Here is an 18,237-nt window from a genome sequence, read left to right on the forward strand (position 1 = left end):
ATGTAGATTACGAATATCACCATATAATCAAGGGTCTATACGCCACCTGTTCATCGTGGCATATAGATCCTTGTCGTTTTTTATTCATTTTATCCATCGTATTGAATAAAATCAGTACTTTTTTATTCAATACGAATGATATATTGAATATTTTTTGTATCTTTGCCCCGGTTTAATCAATTCATCTGAAGAGAAATGAGAACAATTATCAATAACCAGAAAAAGGAACGGGATATTCTGCTTTCCCGTCCTTATCTTACACGTCATACCCAATATGATGTGGATGAACTGTTGGCAAGCAAGCAAATCAAGTTGATAACGGGGCCTAGAAGAACCGGCAAATCGACAGAGGCTTTGCTGATGCTGAAAGGCAGGAACTTTGCCTATCTGAATTTTGATGACGGCAAACTCCTGAGTGCATGGGACGATGATCTGGTTTGGGAAACGCTACGTGCCGTTTATCCCGACTTCGAGTATCTTCTGCTCGATGAGGTTCAAAATCTGGATGGTTGGGATTTGTGGGTCTCCAAGCTTTACCGCATGGGAATCAACATGGTCATTACGGGAAGCAACGCCAAATTGCTGAGTAGCGAAATGGCAACATTGCTTACAGGCAGATATATACAGATAGAGATGCTGCCTTTCAGTCTTTCTGAATTCTTTATCTGGAACCACAGGAATCTTTCGGAAGTATCAGAGATGAAAGATAGCGTATCCGACCTCTCGCTTATAGCTGACTATCTGCACCATGGTGGTTATCCTGAGACTGTAGCAGCAAGAAGCCTGACCCAAAACTATCTCTCCACACTCTTCGATTCCATCATTTGGAAAGACATTGCCAAGCGCCATAAAGTACGCAATGTGGAGGATTTGAACAGTCTTGCCATGTATCTGGTTTCTAACTTCTGCAATCCTTTCAGTGCCAACGAACTGGCAGAAGCGCTGGGATTTTCGAGCGTAGCAACCACCAAGAAGTTCATGGGATTTTTAAGAGAACCCTATCTCCTGTATTATCTGCCACGTTACAACAACAAGTTGAAAATGATGAAGAAAGCTCCACAGAAAGTATATGTGGTTGACAATGGTTTTGTAGAAGCCAAGGCTTTTAGTGTGAGTGAGAACTTAGGCAGGTTATTGGAGAATCAGGTTTTTATAGAGTTGGTTCGCAGGGGATATCATGCAGAAACATCGCTTTTCTATTATCGCTCCCGTAATGACAAGGAGACTGATTTTGTTACAAGGCAGGGTGCTCATGTAGAAAGTCTGATACAAGTATGTTATGACCTCTCTTCCGAACGAACACTCAAGCGGGAGATAGATAGCATCATAGAATGTGCGGGAGAACTCAAATGCTCCAATCTGATCATTGTCACGATGAATGAGGAAAGGGTAATTGAGAAAAATGGATATAAGGTCAAGGTTTTGCCTATATATAAGTTTTAAGGAGCGTCTGATCTTTGTATATATGCAACAAGGCGCAACCTTCTCACGAAGACTGCGCCTCTAATAGTTTTCTTTTTTTGTTTAATTTTTAAGAGAGTATTAACATATATATATTTGTAAGTGTAAGTTTCTTACTTCTTTTTCCATGCTGGCTGACAGAGGAATGCAATATACTTCTTAGAAGTTGTTGTGCTCTGGAGGTAATCTGTAGGCTTGCCGTCTACATAGATTTGGTTGAGATAAAATGCAAATCCCATCTCCTTGGTAGTGAGCAGACAAACGCCATATTGATATGGGCTATATGTAAATCTCAAAACTACCTTGTGAGCTTCATTATTTTCACCATAAGCGAGATTCAATTCAATATCCGTAGGACAAACATAGAGATATGCTATTTTGTCTGTACTGTTTGGAAGAACCATAAATTTACATGTGATGTCTCTTGGGCTTTCCTTTGCAAGCGCATCAGCGAGAGCTTTATTATTGTAGATATGCTCTGCGATTTTTGCTACAGGAAAGTTTGCTACACGGATGATACTATCGCCATACATGCTGACATTACAATAGGTATCTACAGAGTCTGTCTTGATACTTGTATTGGCTGCATTCTTATGGTCAAATATCAACTTCATGTTGTTATACGAACCCATAGCCATTGTTTTCTGATAAGACAGTTGCTGCTCCTTAGTAAGGTAGCTATAACTGTTATCATCGCCTGTATTACAAGAAGTGAATGCGAAAGCTGCAACGAAGGCAGCTGCAATTGAGAATAATTTGATTTTTTTCATTTTGCTATTATGTTTTGATTCTTATTTTCTCATATTTCTCAGCCTAAATGTACCCCGATATGGTTGTTCGAGGCTCTTCAGTCCTTGTATAAAACAAGAAAAGGCGGGAAACTTGCATCACTTTTAGTTAATCTCTGTTAATGTTCTTCGATTGTCCATTTCATAGAGCACTTTTGCCAATGTACTATAACCTTTGACTTGCAGTTCTTAGTTGTTTGAGCTTTTTACTGTTTAAGTCTAGGTTTGTTCTACATAGCGATGCAAAGTTAGTGTTTTATTTTGAATTACGCAAGAAATTTATGATTTTCTTTCTCTTTTTCGCTTAAAAATACTACTTTTGTAGAGATTTTAGGGATTATTCACCTAAAAGCGGAATAAATAGTGTAGACTCTGAGTCTTATGGGAAATGAAATAATGATGAATCTGATATGAAAAAGAAAGTAGGTACATTTAAGATTTGGCTGTTGGCGATAGCCGCAGTTGTGGCGTTTTCTGTCTTGCCGAAGGTTTCTTCGTTGGCAACAGAAGATCAGGCACTTGTTGTAAAGGAGAATATGCAGGAGGCTGCTGATGCTGTGGGGGATGAACCGGCTGCAGAGAATAAGCAGGAAACTTCTGATGAGGTAGGCTCAGAATCGGCTGCTGGGAATGAACAGGAGTCTTTGGGGGAAGTTGCGAATCTGGAGGCGCAGGGGCTGGAGATTCCGGTATCTAAGGTAAAGGTATCGGAGACCATCAAGCATCGGTTGGCTTATACGGTATCTTATAATCATGATACGCGACAGCCGAATTGGGTTGCCTGGATGCTGACGGGGGAGCATGCATCTGGTAAGTTGCCGCGCGGTAAGTTTACTGATGATGAGGAGATGCCGGCACCCGTGGGTACTTTGGCGGATTATTACAACAGTGGTTTGGACAGGGGACATATGTGTCCGGCTGGTGACAACAAATGGAGTCAGCAGGCGATGGATGAATGTTTCCTGATGACCAATATGTGTCCGCAGAACCACAGTCTGAATGCGGGGGTATGGAACACGATAGAGCAGCAGTGCCGCAACTGGGCGAAGCAGTATGGCAAGGTTTATATTGTCTGCGGACCGATATTTCTGAATAAGGAGCATCGCAAGTTGGGTAAGAACAAGGTGGTAGTGCCTGATGCCTTCTTCAAGGTGGTTCTTCATACGGGCAAGAATCCGCAAGCCGTCGGCTTTATCTGCCGTAACCAGTCGCAGAAAGGCAGAAAGAAGACGGAATTCGTAAATTCAGTAGATGAAGTGGAGCGTATCACCGGCTATGATTTCTTCCCTCAGCTTCCGGATGATGTTGAGAAGAGGGTAGAGGCTAAGGCTGAAATGTTTTAGAAACGAATCTCGCAAGTTTTGCACCACACGAGGGTGTGTTATTATATAAGGTCGCTTTCCATTAACTCAGCGTAATCCGATGAAGATAATCGATGAATAAACGAAAAAAGGCTTTCCATTACGGAAAGCCTTTTTCTTGAAGATCTGTGACTCGCATGGGGCTCGAACCCATGACCCCAACATTAAAAGTGTTGTGCTCTACCAGCTGAGCTAGCGAGTCAATCTTCTGCTTTATGTTTCAAAAGCGAGTGCAAAGGTACGGCAAAAATCTGAAATAACCAAATATTTTGCCATATTTTTACTGATTTTCTTCATTTTTATCCGAAATCGGGACATTTTTGCCCATTTCTTCATGATATTGCGGCTTCTCTTTCGTTACATACCGCTGCCAGTAGGCTATGATGAGCGTTGTGAGCGGAAGGGCTACAATCAATCCCAAGAAGCCCAGAAGTGCACCCCAAACCGAGAGACTCAAGAGAAGAATGGCTGGATTCAATCCCATCGCCTTACCCATAATCTTCGGGGTAACTACCATGTCGGTGATGACCTGCACCACACAGAACACCAGAACAGCCAGACCGAATACCAGCCAGAAGTTCTGACCTGTGTCGGCAGCCTTCAGCATGGCAAGGAATGCCGTAGGGATGAGGGCGAAGGTATGGAGATACGGAACCAGGTCCATGATGCCGATGAGAATACCCAGACCTATCGCCATCGGGAAACCTATGATGGTAAAACCGATGCAGAACATGATGCCCATACAGAGCGCTACCAGTCCCTGACCACGGATATAGTTGTTGAGCTCGCGCTCCACATCCTTCATCAGCGCACTCCAGAACGGACGGTTCTTCTTAGGGAAGATTCTCACCCAGTTGGCTGTCAGTGTCTCATAATCGAGCAGGATGAAGAACATATATAATAAGGTAATCATCGATGCCACGATACTCATCAGTACCGTTGCCGTCTGGCTGACTACCGAGAAGACCTTAGGCATGGTGGTCTTGATGGCATCGCTGAAGTCCTTGCTTTTCAGAAAATGCTCTATCTGTTCCTGGTTGGCCTGCAGCCAGTCTTTGATCAGCGCCGTCAGGTTGTTGGTATGAGTCGTCTGATGCAGCCATCGTGTCAACACCTCACCGAGTTTGTCAAACTGGTCAATCATCGGAGGGATGATGAGCCACAGCACGCCTCCTATAACAGCGATAGCCGTTCCCATGGCGATGAGGATAGACAGCGCACGTATTCTGACGTGGAGTTTGTTTTCGATAAACTTCACGACCGGATAGAGCAGGTAAGCGAAAAACCATGCAATGAAGAATGGCAGCAGTACGCTGCTCAGATAATTGGTCATGTAGAGCACGGCCAGTACGATGAGGGTAACACCCGCCCATCTTATAAACTTATCAAATGTAATCTCCTTTCCCATAACTGTTCCTTTTGTTATAATTTTTCGTTAAGAATCGCCTTCTGGTAGCATTCCCTGCAGAGTGGCTCGTATTCATCTTTCTCGCCCAGGAGCACCCGCTTGTCGTTATTGACCAACCGGTGGCTCACATAGGCAACCGATCCGCACTTTACGCAGATGGCATGAACCTTGGTCACCTCGTCGGCGATGGCACAGAGAGCAGGAATCGGACCGAAGGGAACACCCTTGAAGTCCATATCCAGTCCTGCCACGATGACTCTCACACCACGGTTGGCGAGTTCGTTGCAAACCTCCACGAGCCCATTGTCCAGGAACTGGGCTTCATCGATACCCACCACGTCGATATCAGAAGCCAATAGCAGTATCGATCCAGAGGACTCAATAGGAGTAGACCGGATAGAGTTCTGATCATGGCTCACTACATCTTCCTCGGAGTAACGAGTGTCAAGCGCCGGCTTAAAGATTTCCACCTTCTGCTTGGCGAACTTCGCACGCTTCATTCTTCGGATCAATTCCTCTGTTTTTCCGGAGAACATCGATCCGCACACCACTTCAATTCTTCCGGGACGGTGTGCCTCCCCAATTAGATTTTCTGTCATTTCGGGGGCAAAATTAATAATAAGGTTTTAAAAAATGCAAAGAAATGCGTTTTTTTTTTGCTAAGAAAGATTAATTAACTACATTTGCGGACAGTATGGGCACATTATACATCGTTCCGACTCCAGTTGGTAACATGGAGGATATGACAATGCGAGCCATTCGCATACTGAAAGAAGCGGATTTGGTACTCGCTGAGGACACTCGAACATCGAGTGTTCTGCTGAAGCATTTCGATATCAGAAATCGATTAGTGGCTCACCATAAGTTTAACGAACATGGCACATCTTCTGCCATCGTAGAGCGACTGAAGGGTGGCGAAACCATCGCCTTGATCAGCGATGCCGGAACACCGGGTATCAGCGATCCTGGTTTTTACCTCGCCCGCGAGGCAGCCAAGGCAGGCATCACGGTGCAGACTTTGCCTGGTCCTACGGCATGCATACCGGCCATCGTTTCATCGGGTTTGCCATGCGACCGTTTCTGCTTCGAAGGATTCATTCCGCAGAAAAAGGGCAGACAGACCTATCTTGAATCATTGAAGGATGAGGTGCGCACCATGATTTTCTATGAGTCGCCTTATCGTGTGGTGAAAACTTTGCAGCAGTTTGCCGAGGTTTTCGGGGATGACAGACAGGTGAGCTGTTGTCGTGAAATATCCAAACTCCACGAGGAGAGTGTGAGGGGTACGCTTGCCGAGGTTATCGCTCATTTTGAGGAGACAGAACCAAGGGGCGAATTTGTCATCGTATTGGCAGGAAAAGATCCTAAACAGCTCAAGGAGGAGATGAAGGAAAAGAAGCGTGAAGAGCGCCGGCAGAAGAAAAACGGGGCTCGCAGGGATGAAGAAAGTAATGAATAAAGTATAGGAAGCGACGCGTTTTACGCGAAAAGATAATTTTTTAAATCAAACATTAAAAAGGAAAATGATTATGAAAAAGCTATTATTTGCGGCATGTTTAGCTGCTTTTTGCTTGACCAGTTGCAACAACGGCAAGAACAACACCCAGGATTTGGCAAATCAGCAGAATGATTCGCTAAACAGTATCATCGCTCAGAAGGATAGCGAAATTAACGATATGATGGGTACATTGAATGAAATCCAGGACGGTCTGAACCAGATCAGTGAGGCTGAGCACAGAGTAACTCTCCTGAAGAACGGTGAGGGTGCCAGCAAGAGACAGCAGCTCAAGGAGGATGTTCAGTTCATCGCTACCCGTATGCAGCAGAACCGCGAACTCCTGGCTAAACTGCAGAAGCAGATGGCTAACAGCTCTTTGCAGGCTGACCAGTTGAAGAAGACCATCGCAAACCTTCAGGAGCAGATTGCACAGAAGGATAAGGAACTCCAGGCGCTTCGCGAGGAGTTGGATAAGAAGGATATTCATATTGCAGCGCTCGACGAGACTATCAACAATCTGAATACCAAGACCTCTCGTCTTACTACTGAAAGCAACCAGAAGACAGAGACAATCAATGCACAGGACAAGCAGATCAACACTGCCTGGTACGTATTCGGTACCAAGAAGGAGTTGAAGGAGCAGCATATCATGGAAAAGGGTAAGGTAATGACCGGTAATTTCAACAAGAGTTATTTCACCAAGGTTGATATCCGCAACATTTCTGAAATCAAGTTGATGTCAAAGTCTGCTAAGTTGCTCACTACCCACCCATCCAGCTCTTATGCATTGGTACGTGATGCTAACAAGCAGTATACTCTCCGCATCACCAATCCACAGATTTTCTGGAGCACCAGCAAGTATCTTGTAGTGCTCGTTAAGTAATTATCTCTTTCTCTGAAAGAAATCCTGCATGAGTGCGCGGCACTCATCTTCCAATACGCCCGATGTAACTGTCGTCTTAGGATGCAGTGCATCGGGCGCATATTTTGTATACCCCCTTTTCTCGTCGCTGGCACCATATACCACGCGGCTGATCTGTGCCCATCCCAGTGCTCCGGCGCACATCACGCAGGGTTCTACCGTAACGTAGAGGGTACAGTCTTTCAGGTATTTTCCTCCCAGCATGTTGGCTCCCGAAGTGATGGCCTGCATTTCGGCATGAGCTGTAACATCGGTCAGCATCTCCGTAAGATTGTGGGCTCGCGATATGATCCGGTCTTTACAAACGATGATGGCGCCTACCGGAATCTCGTCTTCATCGAATGCCGCCTGAGCCTCCATCAGGGCACGGCGCATGTATGCTTCGTCTTTTTTCTTGATATCTTCCATTGTTTTTCGTGCAAAATTACATAAAAAAGTTTGAAGTGTGGACTTTTTTTGTTATTTTTGCAAGGTAAAAGCATCTTTTGGTGCAAAATAAAGAAAATAGACTATGGCAGAGCATAATGAATTAGGCAAATGGGGAGAAGACGAGGCTACGCTCTATCTCGAGAATGAAGGCTATGTCGTCATCGACAGAGACTGGAAAGCCGGCAAGCGGGATCTGGATATCCTTGCCGTTTCGCCGGATGGTAAGACGCTGGTTGTGGTAGAGGTCAAGACCCGTTCGGGTGAAGAATACCAGCAGCCCGAGGAAGCCGTAGATGTCAGGAAGATGCGTAATCTGGCAATAGCCGCCAATACTTACGTCAAGGAACAGAAGGTGGAAAAAGAACTTCGCTTTGATATTGTTACCGTGGTAGGGGTAGGCCATCAGGTGAAACGCATCGAGCATCTTGTGGATGCCTTCAACCCGTTGCTGATTGGATAACCCGTTGTGATTCGCTATACATTATTATATAGACATGGAAAAGAAGATTATACGATTAAAGGAAGTGGATTCCACGAATGCCTTCCTGAAGAATTTGGATACTTACGATGAAGATGCGCTGACCATTGCCATTGCTGACTATCAGACTGCAGGCAGGGGACAGGGTGTGCATACCTGGGAGAGTGAGCCGGGCAAGAACCTCCTCTTCAGTATGATGATGTGTCCTAAGTGGGTACCTTTGCGCCAGCAGTTCCTCCTTTCCGAGGCTGGTGCGCTCGCCGTGAAGGACGCTCTTGATTCCTATACGGACGGCATTACGCTGAAATGGCCGAATGATGTGTATTGGTATGACAAGAAAATCAGTGGCACGCTAATAGAGACTGCCATCGACTCCAAGGGCATCAAGCGCTGCATCTTCGGTATCGGCATTGATGTCAATCAGACTGAGTTCCACAGCGATGCGCCCAACCCTGTATCCCTGGCTCTGATTCTGGGTCATGAGGTAGATAGGGAAGAGGTGCTGCAGAAGGTGATTGAGGCTTTCTGCAAATACTACGAACTTCTGCGTCGTGCCGACTATATGGATGTGTCGGGCATCTATCATCTTTCTCTCTACCGTCGCAAGGGCTATCACTGGTATGAGGATAAGGATGGTAAGTTCGAGGGCGCCTTCGTAGAGGTGGAGGACGATGGTCATCTCATCCTTCATGACAAGAAGGGAGTGATACGCTCGTATGCGTTCGGAGAAATCAAGTTCCTGATTAATAGTTAAGAGTTAATAGTTAATGGTTTATAGGAGGCTACGCCCTGTAAACTGTTAACTGTAAATTGTAAATTAAAATAAAATGGCAAAGTTTAAAAGAATTCTTTTGAAATTGAGCGGCGAGAGTCTGATGGGCAAGCAGAGCTTCGGCATCGACCCAGAGCGCCTGAGTGATTATGCTAAGCAGATAAAGGAGGTCCATGAGATGGGCGTTCAGATAGGCATTGTGATTGGTGGTGGTAACATCTTCCGCGGTTTGAGTGGAAGCCAGAAGGGTTTCGACCGTGTCAAGGGCGACCAGATGGGTATGTGTGCTACCGTTATCAATTCCCTGGCATTGAGCAGCGCACTCGGAGCCTTGGGCGTTAAGAACAAGGTGCTTACTGCCATCCGCATGGAGCCTATCGGCGAATTCTACACCAAGTGGAAGGCGATTGAGGCGATGGAGGCAGGCTATATCTGCATCTTCTCTGCAGGTACAGGTAGTCCATACTTCACTACCGATACCGGTTCTTCTCTCCGTGGTATCGAAATCGAGGCTGACGTGATGCTCAAGGGTACCCGTGTAGACGGCATCTATACCGCTGACCCTGAGAAGGATCCTACAGCTACCAAGTTCAAGGACATCACCTATGATGAGATTTATACCAAGGGCTTGAAGGTAATGGATTTGACTGCTACCACCATGTGTAAGGAAAACAACCTTCCTATCTACGTGTTCAATATGGATGTAGTAGGTAACCTCAAGAAGGTGATGGATGGTGAGGAGATTGGTACGCTCGTACACAACTAATCATCTCTCTCAACAGGAAGAAAAAAGCAAATGCGACTGGATTCACATCTAGCCGCATTTTTCAGTTAACAATCTACCTAAATACCTAAATATCCCAATAAAGGGGATTTCTTCTATTTCGTCTTCTTCAGATAAATAATCGCCGAGATGATGACGTATGCCACGATGACAAGCCACCAGCCGGTGAGGAAGCCGATCAGACCATCGAGTGCTACCGAAGTAGCGAGGATGATGATGGTGAGCGCGGCAAAGCCATATTTCACCTCATTGCCCTTGAAACCCCACTGCTTGAATTTCAAGGCGAAAAGAGGCATCTCGCAAACCAGCAGATAGCTGGTGATGAGTATCAGAGCCAGAATGATGAATACCGACCATGAATATCCTTCGAGCCAGCTTGGATTGAATACAATCAGCGAACCCCAGAACAGGGCGTTGGCTGGTGTAGGAACACCGATGAAAGAGGTAGTCTGGCGCTCATCAAGATTAAACTTAGCCAGTCGCAATGCCGAGAAGGCTGCGATGATGAAGGCTGCGTAAGGCAGCCATGGGCGCAAAGGCTCCAGAAAACCCGGATATTCCATCACAAAGAGTTGTGAGAATACGATGGTGGCAGGAGCCACACCGAAGGTTACGTCATCTGCCAGCGAATCCAGCTCCTTGCCTATTGGCGATGAAACGTGCAGCAGGCGGGCGCTCATGCCGTCAAAAAAGTCGAATACGGCTCCGATGATAATCCATAACAATGCCATCTTTGGGTTCCCGCCGAAGGCAAACGATGTTGCGACGCAGCCCGAAACCAGGTTGCAGCAGGTTATCGTGTTTGGAATATGTTTCTTGATACTCATTTCTTTCCAGTATATTATGATAGAGTGAAAGCCGGAAGTATGTTCCGGCTTGCCCTCTATCTGTCAATATGTTATTTCAATTTAGCGATGACGGTCTGGTCGCCAGTAGTTGACTGTCCCATCTTTACGCATACTTCTGTACCTACAGGCAGGTAGACATCCACGCGTGAACCCAGCTTGATGAATCCCAGGTGCTCGTCGATGAAGCATTCTTCCCCTTCCTTGGCATAGGTTACGATGCGGCGTGCCACTGCACCGGCAATCTGTCGGCAGAGTACATCCACTCCCTCAGGTGTGGTAATCATCACGTCGGCATGCTCGTTTTCCTCGCTAGCCTTAGGCAGCCATGCCTTGTGGTAGTTGCCGTCAACATGCTTCACGAATTTCACCTTACCATCCACCGGGAACCAGTTGGCATGAACATTCCAGAGGCTCATGAAGATGGAAATCATCAGGCGGCGGTCACCGAAGTAGGGAGCATTCTCCACCTCTTCTATCACCACAATCTTTCCGTCGGCTGGTGCTACTACCAGTTTCGAAGTATCCTCTACGTTGAGGTATCTGACAGGACAACGGTAGAAGTTGAGCACGATACCATATACCGTACCGAACACAACAACAAAAGCCCAGAACGGAATCTTGTTGTCTAAGGTTGTCCACAATATAGCCGCAATGGCTACTAACGCTATCGCTCCGGTTACCAGCTGATCGGTACCTTCGCGGTGCAATCTTATCTTCTTTAATTTCTTTATTTTCTGTCCCATACAGTAGGATTAAGTTTTTATTGGTGCAAAGGTACGTCATTTTTATCACTTTTGCAAATTTTTTGTGGGTTTCTTTTACCTTTTTCAATATTTTCGCATATTTCTTTTGGCTTTTTCAATATTTCGCCGTAACTTTGTTGTCAAAATTCGAATTTTAAACAGATAATGGAAGATTTTGTTCATTTGCATGTACACACCCAATACTCCATCCTCGACGGCCAGTCGAAGATACCGCATCTGGTAGATAAGGCCATCAAGGACGGCATGAAGGGTATGGCGGTAACCGACCACGGTGTGATGTTCGGCATCAAGGAACTCACCGACTATTGCGGCAAGATTAATAAAGACCGCAAGAAGGAGGGACTCGAACCTTTCAAGCCTATCATAGGCTGCGAGATGTATGTGGCACGCCGAACCAAAGCCGACCGAGAGAAGGATAAGGGCGATATGAGCGGTTATCACCTCATTGTACTTGCCAAGAATTATAATGGATACAAGAACCTCATCAAGCTGGTGAGCAATTCGTGGGTGGATGGTTACTACATGCGCCCACGAACCGACCGTGCCGATCTGGAGAAGTATCACGAAGACCTCATCGTCTGTTCGGCATGTATTGCAGGCGAGGTGCCATCCAAGATTCTGCATGGTGACCTGGAAGGAGCCCGCGAGGCTTGCCAGTGGTACCACAACCTCTTTGGCGATGATTACTATCTCGAGCTCCAGCGCCATAAAGTGCCCGATGATCCAAGTCTGCTTGCCAACCGCGAGGCTTACGAGTTGCAGCAGCGTGCCAACAAGGAACTTATCAAGATGGCAAGGGAGTTTAACATCAAGCTGGTGTGCACCAACGACTGCCACTTCGAGGATAAGGAAACTGCCGAGGCTCACGACCATCTGCTCTGTATCGCTACCGGCAAGGATCTCGACGACCCTAACCGTATGCGCTATTCCAAGCAGGAATGGTTCAAGACCCGCCAGGAGATGAACGATGTGTTCTCGGATATTCCCGAAGCACTTTCCAATACCCTCGAAGTATTGGATAAGGTGGAGATTTACAGCATCGACCATGGTCCTATCATGCCTTTCTTCCCGATTCCGGAGAGTTTCGGTACCGAGGAGCAGTTGCGACAGAAGGTATCAGAAGAAGACCTCTACAAGGAGTTTACCTCTGATGAGAACGGCAAGAACCCGCTGCCACCTGAGGAAGGTCAGAAGGTAATCGACCGATTGGGCGGTTACGATAAGATATACCGTATCAAGTTTGAGGCAGAATATCTGCGCCACCTTGCCTACGAGGGAGCCAAAAAGCTTTATGGCGACCCGCTGCCCGAGAATGTTGACGAGCACGTAAACTTCGAGCTCCACGTGATGAAGACCATGGGTTTCCCGGGCTACTTCCTCATCGTGTCAGACTTCATCAGGGCGGCGCGCGAGGAACTCGGCGTGATGGTGGGCCCGGGACGTGGATCTGCGGCAGGTTCGGTGGTGGCTTACTGCTTGGGCATTACCAAGATAGACCCATTGAAGTACGACCTCCTGTTTGAGCGTTTCCTGAACCCAGACCGTGTGAACCTTCCGGATATTGATACCGACTTTGATGATGACGGCCGAGGCAAGGTGCTGAGATGGGTAATGGATAAGTACGGTCATGAGAACTGTGCCCATATCATTACCTACGGTTCCATGGCCACGAAGAACTCCATCAAGGACGTGGCGCGTGTAGAGAAGTTGCCGTTGGATAAGGCGAATGCACTCTGCAAGGCTATCCCAGACCGTTTGCCTGACGGTGCCAAGATGAACCTGACCAATGCCATCAAATATACCCCAGAGCTGCGCGAGGCAGAGTTCTCCAACGATCCCCGCGAGAGCAATACCATCAAGTATGCCAAGATGCTCGAGGGAACCATCCGAGGCACGGGTATCCATGCCTGCGGATTCATCATCTGCCGCGACCCTATCAGCAACTGGGTGCCTGTATCTACTGCCGATGACCCTGATTTCCCGGGACTGAAGACGGCGGTAACGCAGTACGACGGCCATGTCATCGAGACCACCGGTCTGATTAAGATGGACTTCCTGGGCTTGAAGACCCTCTCCGAGATGAAGGAGGCATGCAAGGTTATCAAGCAGACTACGGGCGATGTCGTTGACCTCGATACCATCCCTATCGATGACGAGCTGACCTATCAGCTCTATCAGCGCGGTCAGACCATCGGAACCTTCCAGTTCGAGTCGCCGGGTATGCAGAAGTATCTCCGTGAGCTGAAACCTACGGTGTTCGAGGACCTCATCGCCATGAACGCCCTCTACCGTCCGGGACCTATGGATTATATCCCTGACTTCATTGCCCGCAAGAACGGCAAGCAGGAGATTACCTACGATATCCCGTGTATGGAGAAGTATCTGAAGGATACCTACGGCATCACGGTCTATCAGGAGCAGGTGATGCTTCTTTCCCGTCAGTTGGCGAGCTTCACCCGAGGCGAGTCAGATGCCCTGCGTAAGGCGATGGGTAAGAAGAAAAAGGCCATCGTAGATGCGATGAAGCCTAAGTTCATCAAGCAGGGACAGGAGAACGGCCACGACCCGAAGGTGCTGGAGAAGATATGGGGCGACTGGGAGAAGTTTGCTTCCTACGCCTTCAATAAGTCTCATGCCACCTGTTATTCGTGGGTAGCCTACCAGACTGCCTATCTCAAGGCGCACTATCCTGCCGAATACATGGCGGCGCTGATGACCCGACGCTTTGCACAGATTACCGAAATCACCAAGCTGATGGAGGAGTGCCAGTCGATGGGCATCAAGACCTTGGGACCGGATGTGAACGAGAGTTACCGCGTGTTCGGTGTGAACGAGCATGGAGAGATACGTTTCGGTCTTTCAGCCATCAAGGGTATGGGTGCTCCGGCAGCCGATGCCATCGTGGCAGAGCGACTGAAGAACGGACCTTATAAAACCATCTTCGATTTTGCCGAGCGTGTAGATTACTCCAGCGTGAACCGCAAGGCTTTCGAAACCTTGGCGCTGAGTGGCGGTTTCGACAGCTTCGGCATCCGTCGCGAGCAGTTCTTCGGCAAGAACAACAAGGGCGAAACCTTCCTCGATACGCTGGTGCGCTACGGTCAGCTCTTCCAGCAGGAACAGCACGAGGCTGCCAACTCACTCTTTGGCGGTACCGAGGCGATAGAGATAGCTACGCCGCCTATTCCTGATGCTGAGAGCTGGAGCACCATCGAACGTCTGAACCGTGAGCGCGAGCTTGTGGGCATCTATCTTTCTGCCCATCCGCTCGATGAGTACAGCATCATCCTCAACTCCCTCTGCAATACCCATTGCTCTGAACTGGGCGACAAGCAGGAACTGGCAAAGAAGGAGGATGTGGTGCTGGGCGGCATCATCACGGGTGTGAAGTCGAAGTTTACCAAGACGGGCAAGCCGTGCGGTTTCGTTACGCTCGAAGACTTTGAAGGCTCAGGCGAGCTGGCTCTCTTTGGCGAGGACTGGGGCAAGTGGCGCGGCATCATGGTTGAAGGCAGCACCATCTACATCACCGCCAAGTGCGTTTCCCGTTACGGCAATGCCAACTATCTCGATTTCCAGATAGGCAATGTGGAGTATCTGCAGACGGTTAAGGAGAACCGCATCGACCGCTTCACCATCAATGTGGAGAGCGATGCGATAGATGAAACGATGGTCAGCGACCTGCAGACCATTCTGGAGAATGACGAGGGCAAGGCGCAGCTCTTTTTCCAGATACATGATGTAGACAGCAATACCTATCTGCTGATGCGTGCCCGTGAGCATACGGTAGGTGTGGGCCATGCCCTCATCCAGTATATCGAGCAGCATCCTAAGATGAGCTATCAGATCAATTAGAGATAATTTTAGTATTAATATATAAAAAGGTTTAGAAAAATGGAAGTAACAATTACAACCGAGAATTTCGAGAGCTACAAGAATGGCGAACTGCCATTGGTAGTAGATTTGTGGGCAACATGGTGCGGTCCTTGCCGCCAGATTGCTCCTATCGTATCAGAACTTGCTGAGGAGTTTGACGGCAAGTTGGTAGTAGGTAAGTGTGATGTAGAGGAGAACGACGACATCGCTATGGAGTTTGGTGTTCGTAATATCCCTACCATCCTCTTCTTCAAGGGAGGCCAGCTGGTAGACAAGTTTGTTGGCGCAGCCTCTAAGGCAACCCTCACCGAGAAGTTCCAGGCTCTCCTGTAATCAGCCCGGATAGAAAATGATAAAAGCATCTGGCTTGAGAAAACATATTCTCAGCCAGATGCTTTTTTTTTGTTCGGGGCTGTCGGTGACTTACCATTCTACGCTTCTTGTTCCGTCTTCTTCTACGGTGATAGTCACTTTGGTGCAGTCTTCCGGCAGCAGTTCTTCTATCAGTTCCGGCCACTCCAGGAAACAGAGGTTACCGCTGTAGAAATAATCTTCGTAGCCCATGTCGTATACCTCATCGAGTTTCTTGATGCGGTAGAAATCGAAGTGGTAGACAGGTGAGCCGTCGCCCGCTGTATATTCGTTTACGAGGGCGAAGGTAGGAGATGTGATGACATCTTCTACGCCCAGTTCTTCGCAAATGGCTTTTACAAATGTTGTCTTTCCGGCTCCCATCTTGCCATAGAAGGCAAAGACCTTGCCGTCGCCCATGTTCTGCAGAAATTCCTTGGCTGCTTCATGGATCGTGTCTAATGAGTCAATTTTTATCTTCATATATGTTTTCTATAAACTGTTAACTATAAACTATTAACTATTAACTTCAAACTTTGAACTTTATGATTACTATTAACTTTGAACTGAACTTTCGCAAGTTTTGCCCCACACGCCCTGAAAGGGCAGAAGCTCCTAGCCCAGGGCATCGCCCTGGGTTATTACGGGCGTTAGCCTATCGCCCTGTAAGGGCAAAAGCTTTATATTTTGCCTGGAGTTTTAAAGCTTTTGCCCTTACAGGGCGTCTTGCTGATTGCCATTATACCCAGGGCGATGCCCTGGGCTAGGAGCTTCTGCCCTTTCAGGGCGTGCTGCTTCTGGAACTTTTGTGCCTTCTGTCCATACTTGAACTACTTGCGGAAGTTCTATCTATTCTCACCTTTTTCTCGGTGTCAGTGTGATGAGCGGTATGAGCATTTCCTCCATCGAGATGCCGCCGTGCTGGAAGGTATCCTTGTAGTATTGCACATAATAGTTGTAATTATTCGGATAGGCGAAGAAACTGTCGCCCGTGGCAAATACATACGAGGTACTCAGGTTAGGTGCCGGCAACTGGGCACGCTGAGGCTCCTTGATGGTGAAAACTTCCTTGCTCTGGTAAGCCAGATTCTTGCCCAGCTTGTAGCGCAGGTTGGTGTTCGTATTGCGGTCGCCTACAATCTTGATTGGTTTCGATGCCCTGATGCTGCCGTGGTCGGTGGTGAGCACTACCTGGTAATCGCTCTGCGAAAGGAGCTTGAAGAGTTCGGAGAGAACCGAATGGCGGAGCCAGCTCTGCGTGATGCTGCGGTAGGCACTCTCGTTGTTGGCAAGCTCGCGCACCATCTTAGATTCGGTACGCGCGTGAGAGAGCATGTCGATGAAGTTAATCACCAGCACGTTCAGGTCGTTGTTCCGGCATTCGTTGTAATGCTCCAGGAAGCGGTCGGCACCCTGCGAATCGTTCACCTTGTGATAACTGAAGGTATAGTGCTTTCTGAATCGCTCTATCTGGGTCTGTATCAGCGGCGCCTCGTTGAGGTTCTTGCCTTCCTCCTCGTCCTCATCTACCCAGAGGTCAGGGAACATTTCGGCTATCTTGTTCGGCATCAGACCGCTAAAGATGGCGTTGCGCGCATATTGCGTGGCGGTAGGAAGGATGCTCATGTAGAGCTGCTCATCGATGTCGAACAGGTCGCCGATGTCTTCAGCCAGCATGCGCCACTGGTCATAGCGGAAGTTATCTATCACAATCAGGAACACCTTCTTGCCCTCATCGAGCAGCGGGAATATCTTGCGCTTGAAGATGTCGGGACTCATCAGATGGCGGTCTCTGTTGTCGGGACTCACCCAGTCGAGATAGTTCTTGGCTATGTATTTGGCGAAACCCTGGTTAGCCTCTTCCTTCTGCATGCCCAGCATCTCTGCCATCGGACTTGCCGTATCGCTCAGCTTCAGTTCCCAGCTTACCAGTCGCCTGTAAATCTCCATCCAGTCTTCCGCCGTTCTGCATTCCATCATCTGCATGGCTATCTGCTGGTAGTCCTGCTGGTATCCGCTCTGCGTCACCTCCGCCACGATGTCTTTGCGGTGGATGTTCTTCTTGAGCGAGAGCAGAATCTGGTTCGGATTTACGGGTTTGATCAGATAGTCGGCTATCTTTGAACCGATTGCCTGGTCCATGATGTTTTCTTCTTCGCTCTTGGTGCACATCACTACCGGTGTGGCAGGCTGGATGTCCTTGATGCGTAGCAGGGTTTCCAGTCCGCTGAGTCCCGGCATCATCTCATCGAGCAGGATGAGGTCGAAGGTCTGCTGGCGGCAAAGTTCAATGGCATCAGGGCCGTTGCTTACCGTCTGCACCTCGTATCCTTTCTTTTCCAGAAAGATGATGTGTGCCTTGAGAAGTTCTATCTCGTCGTCTATCCAAAGTAATAAACCGTTGCTCATATTTTATATCCTTTTTCTTTTCGGGGTGCTAAAGTACAAAGAAAAATGGAATGAGGAACACGACTTCGTGTTAAAGAGAGTTAATGAT

Annotated in this window: 17 protein-coding genes and 1 tRNA gene; 9 read left to right on the forward strand and 9 right to left on the reverse strand. The window is 47.8% G+C overall.

Annotation, left to right across the window (positions count from 1 at the left end; translation table 11 throughout):
• Positions 1-195 precede the first annotated feature (195 nt).
• The gene (locus tag KUA46_RS15910; protein ID WP_153093203.1) at positions 196-1,443 is read left to right on the forward strand and encodes an AAA family ATPase; all 1,248 of its coding nucleotides are present in this window, start codon (positions 196-198) and stop codon (positions 1,441-1,443) included.
• 131 nt (positions 1,444-1,574) lie between these two features.
• Here KUA46_RS15910 and KUA46_RS15915 read toward each other — a convergent pair whose 3' ends face one another.
• The gene (locus KUA46_RS15915; RefSeq protein ID WP_218486706.1) at positions 1,575-2,231 is read right to left on the reverse strand and encodes a DUF4840 domain-containing protein; all 657 of its coding nucleotides are present in this window, start codon (positions 2,229-2,231) and stop codon (positions 1,575-1,577) included.
• Positions 2,232-2,659: 428 nt separating this feature from the next.
• Between KUA46_RS15915 and KUA46_RS15920 the strand changes: the two genes are divergently transcribed.
• Positions 2,660-3,592, forward strand: coding sequence for a DNA/RNA non-specific endonuclease (locus KUA46_RS15920; RefSeq protein ID WP_218486705.1), 933 nt, complete (start codon positions 2,660-2,662; stop codon positions 3,590-3,592).
• Positions 3,593-3,739: 147 nt separating this feature from the next.
• Here the strand turns inward: KUA46_RS15920 and KUA46_RS15925 are convergent.
• The 3 genes from KUA46_RS15925 to KUA46_RS15935 form a co-directional block, all read right to left on the reverse strand.
• A tRNA-Lys gene (locus KUA46_RS15925) sits at positions 3,740-3,812 on the reverse strand.
• Positions 3,813-3,890: 78 nt separating this feature from the next.
• The gene (locus tag KUA46_RS15930; protein WP_118081201.1) at positions 3,891-5,018 is read right to left on the reverse strand and encodes an AI-2E family transporter; all 1,128 of its coding nucleotides are present in this window, start codon (positions 5,016-5,018) and stop codon (positions 3,891-3,893) included.
• Positions 5,019-5,032: 14 nt separating this feature from the next.
• Positions 5,033-5,617: a thymidine kinase gene (locus KUA46_RS15935; protein ID WP_006847860.1), complete on the reverse strand. Its 585-nt coding sequence runs from the start codon at positions 5,615-5,617 to the stop codon at positions 5,033-5,035.
• 95 nt (positions 5,618-5,712) lie between these two features.
• Between KUA46_RS15935 and rsmI the strand changes: the two genes are divergently transcribed.
• Both rsmI and KUA46_RS15945 read left to right on the forward strand, forming a co-directional pair.
• A complete protein-coding gene (rsmI, locus tag KUA46_RS15940; RefSeq protein ID WP_022122104.1) occupies positions 5,713-6,477 on the forward strand; it encodes a 16S rRNA (cytidine(1402)-2'-O)-methyltransferase in 765 nt (254 codons plus the stop codon).
• Between the two features lie 70 nt (positions 6,478-6,547).
• Entirely contained in the window at positions 6,548-7,399 is an 852-nt protein-coding gene (locus KUA46_RS15945) for a lipoprotein (protein WP_022122103.1), read from the forward strand.
• Here the strand turns inward: KUA46_RS15945 and KUA46_RS15950 are convergent, their stop codons facing one another.
• Complete coding sequence (locus KUA46_RS15950; protein ID WP_006847857.1) at positions 7,400-7,846, reverse strand: nucleoside deaminase; 447 nt, start codon at positions 7,844-7,846, stop codon at positions 7,400-7,402.
• A 103-nt stretch (positions 7,847-7,949) separates the two neighbouring features.
• Between KUA46_RS15950 and KUA46_RS15955 the strand changes: the two genes are divergently transcribed.
• From KUA46_RS15955 to pyrH, 3 genes are all read left to right on the forward strand, one after another.
• Entirely contained in the window at positions 7,950-8,327 is a 378-nt protein-coding gene (locus tag KUA46_RS15955) for a YraN family protein (RefSeq protein ID WP_006847856.1), read from the forward strand.
• Positions 8,328-8,361: 34 nt separating this feature from the next.
• Positions 8,362-9,099: a biotin--[acetyl-CoA-carboxylase] ligase gene (locus KUA46_RS15960; protein ID WP_218486704.1), complete on the forward strand. Its 738-nt coding sequence runs from the start codon at positions 8,362-8,364 to the stop codon at positions 9,097-9,099.
• A 73-nt stretch (positions 9,100-9,172) separates the two neighbouring features.
• The gene (gene pyrH, locus KUA46_RS15965; protein ID WP_006847854.1) at positions 9,173-9,883 is read left to right on the forward strand and encodes a UMP kinase; all 711 of its coding nucleotides are present in this window, start codon (positions 9,173-9,175) and stop codon (positions 9,881-9,883) included.
• Between the two features lie 113 nt (positions 9,884-9,996).
• Here pyrH and pssA read toward each other — a convergent pair whose 3' ends face one another.
• The gene (gene pssA, locus KUA46_RS15970; RefSeq protein WP_218486703.1) at positions 9,997-10,728 is read right to left on the reverse strand and encodes a CDP-diacylglycerol--serine O-phosphatidyltransferase; all 732 of its coding nucleotides are present in this window, start codon (positions 10,726-10,728) and stop codon (positions 9,997-9,999) included.
• 71 nt (positions 10,729-10,799) lie between these two features.
• Positions 10,800-11,492, reverse strand: a complete 693-nt coding sequence (locus KUA46_RS15975) for a phosphatidylserine decarboxylase family protein (protein ID WP_022122098.1) — start codon at positions 11,490-11,492, stop codon at positions 10,800-10,802.
• A gap of 165 nt (positions 11,493-11,657) precedes the next feature.
• Between KUA46_RS15975 and dnaE the strand changes: the two genes are divergently transcribed.
• Both dnaE and trxA read left to right on the forward strand, forming a co-directional pair.
• Entirely contained in the window at positions 11,658-15,368 is a 3,711-nt protein-coding gene (gene dnaE / locus KUA46_RS15980; RefSeq protein WP_217326924.1) for a DNA polymerase III subunit alpha, read from the forward strand.
• A 39-nt stretch (positions 15,369-15,407) separates the two neighbouring features.
• Complete coding sequence (gene trxA, locus KUA46_RS15985) at positions 15,408-15,722, forward strand: thioredoxin (RefSeq protein ID WP_118066009.1); 315 nt, start codon at positions 15,408-15,410, stop codon at positions 15,720-15,722.
• 90 nt (positions 15,723-15,812) lie between these two features.
• Here trxA and tsaE read toward each other — a convergent pair whose 3' ends face one another.
• A complete protein-coding gene (gene tsaE / locus KUA46_RS15990) occupies positions 15,813-16,223 on the reverse strand; it encodes a tRNA (adenosine(37)-N6)-threonylcarbamoyltransferase complex ATPase subunit type 1 TsaE (RefSeq protein WP_022122095.1) in 411 nt (136 codons plus the stop codon).
• 372 nt (positions 16,224-16,595) lie between these two features.
• Entirely contained in the window at positions 16,596-18,149 is a 1,554-nt protein-coding gene (locus KUA46_RS15995; RefSeq protein WP_022122094.1) for a bifunctional response regulator/alkaline phosphatase family protein, read from the reverse strand.
• Positions 18,150-18,237 lie beyond the last annotated feature (88 nt).

It is taken from the genome of Segatella copri (assembly GCF_019249765.2).
Classification (GTDB): Bacteria; Bacteroidota; Bacteroidia; order Bacteroidales; family Bacteroidaceae; genus Prevotella; species Prevotella copri_K.

Coding starts and splice junctions, on each gene's coding strand:
- KUA46_RS15955 (WP_006847856.1), top strand. CDS start 7,950: ATGGCAGAGCATAATGAATTAGGCAAATGGGGAGAAGACGAGGCTACG.
- tsaE (WP_022122095.1), bottom strand. CDS start 16,223: ATGAAGATAAAAATTGACTCATTAGACACGATCCATGAAGCAGCCAAG.
- trxA (WP_118066009.1), top strand. CDS start 15,408: ATGGAAGTAACAATTACAACCGAGAATTTCGAGAGCTACAAGAATGGC.
- KUA46_RS15915 (WP_218486706.1), bottom strand. CDS start 2,231: ATGAAAAAAATCAAATTATTCTCAATTGCAGCTGCCTTCGTTGCAGCT.
- dnaE (WP_217326924.1), top strand. CDS start 11,658: ATGGAAGATTTTGTTCATTTGCATGTACACACCCAATACTCCATCCTC.
- KUA46_RS15910 (WP_153093203.1), top strand. CDS start 196: ATGAGAACAATTATCAATAACCAGAAAAAGGAACGGGATATTCTGCTT.
- KUA46_RS15945 (WP_022122103.1), top strand. CDS start 6,548: ATGAAAAAGCTATTATTTGCGGCATGTTTAGCTGCTTTTTGCTTGACC.
- KUA46_RS15960 (WP_218486704.1), top strand. CDS start 8,362: ATGGAAAAGAAGATTATACGATTAAAGGAAGTGGATTCCACGAATGCC.
- KUA46_RS15930 (WP_118081201.1), bottom strand. CDS start 5,018: ATGGGAAAGGAGATTACATTTGATAAGTTTATAAGATGGGCGGGTGTT.
- KUA46_RS15995 (WP_022122094.1), bottom strand. CDS start 18,149: ATGAGCAACGGTTTATTACTTTGGATAGACGACGAGATAGAACTTCTC.
- pyrH (WP_006847854.1), top strand. CDS start 9,173: ATGGCAAAGTTTAAAAGAATTCTTTTGAAATTGAGCGGCGAGAGTCTG.
- KUA46_RS15920 (WP_218486705.1), top strand. CDS start 2,660: ATGAAAAAGAAAGTAGGTACATTTAAGATTTGGCTGTTGGCGATAGCC.
- rsmI (WP_022122104.1), top strand. CDS start 5,713: ATGGGCACATTATACATCGTTCCGACTCCAGTTGGTAACATGGAGGAT.
- pssA (WP_218486703.1), bottom strand. CDS start 10,728: ATGAGTATCAAGAAACATATTCCAAACACGATAACCTGCTGCAACCTG.
- KUA46_RS15950 (WP_006847857.1), bottom strand. CDS start 7,846: ATGGAAGATATCAAGAAAAAAGACGAAGCATACATGCGCCGTGCCCTG.
- KUA46_RS15935 (WP_006847860.1), bottom strand. CDS start 5,617: ATGACAGAAAATCTAATTGGGGAGGCACACCGTCCCGGAAGAATTGAA.
- KUA46_RS15975 (WP_022122098.1), bottom strand. CDS start 11,492: ATGGGACAGAAAATAAAGAAATTAAAGAAGATAAGATTGCACCGCGAA.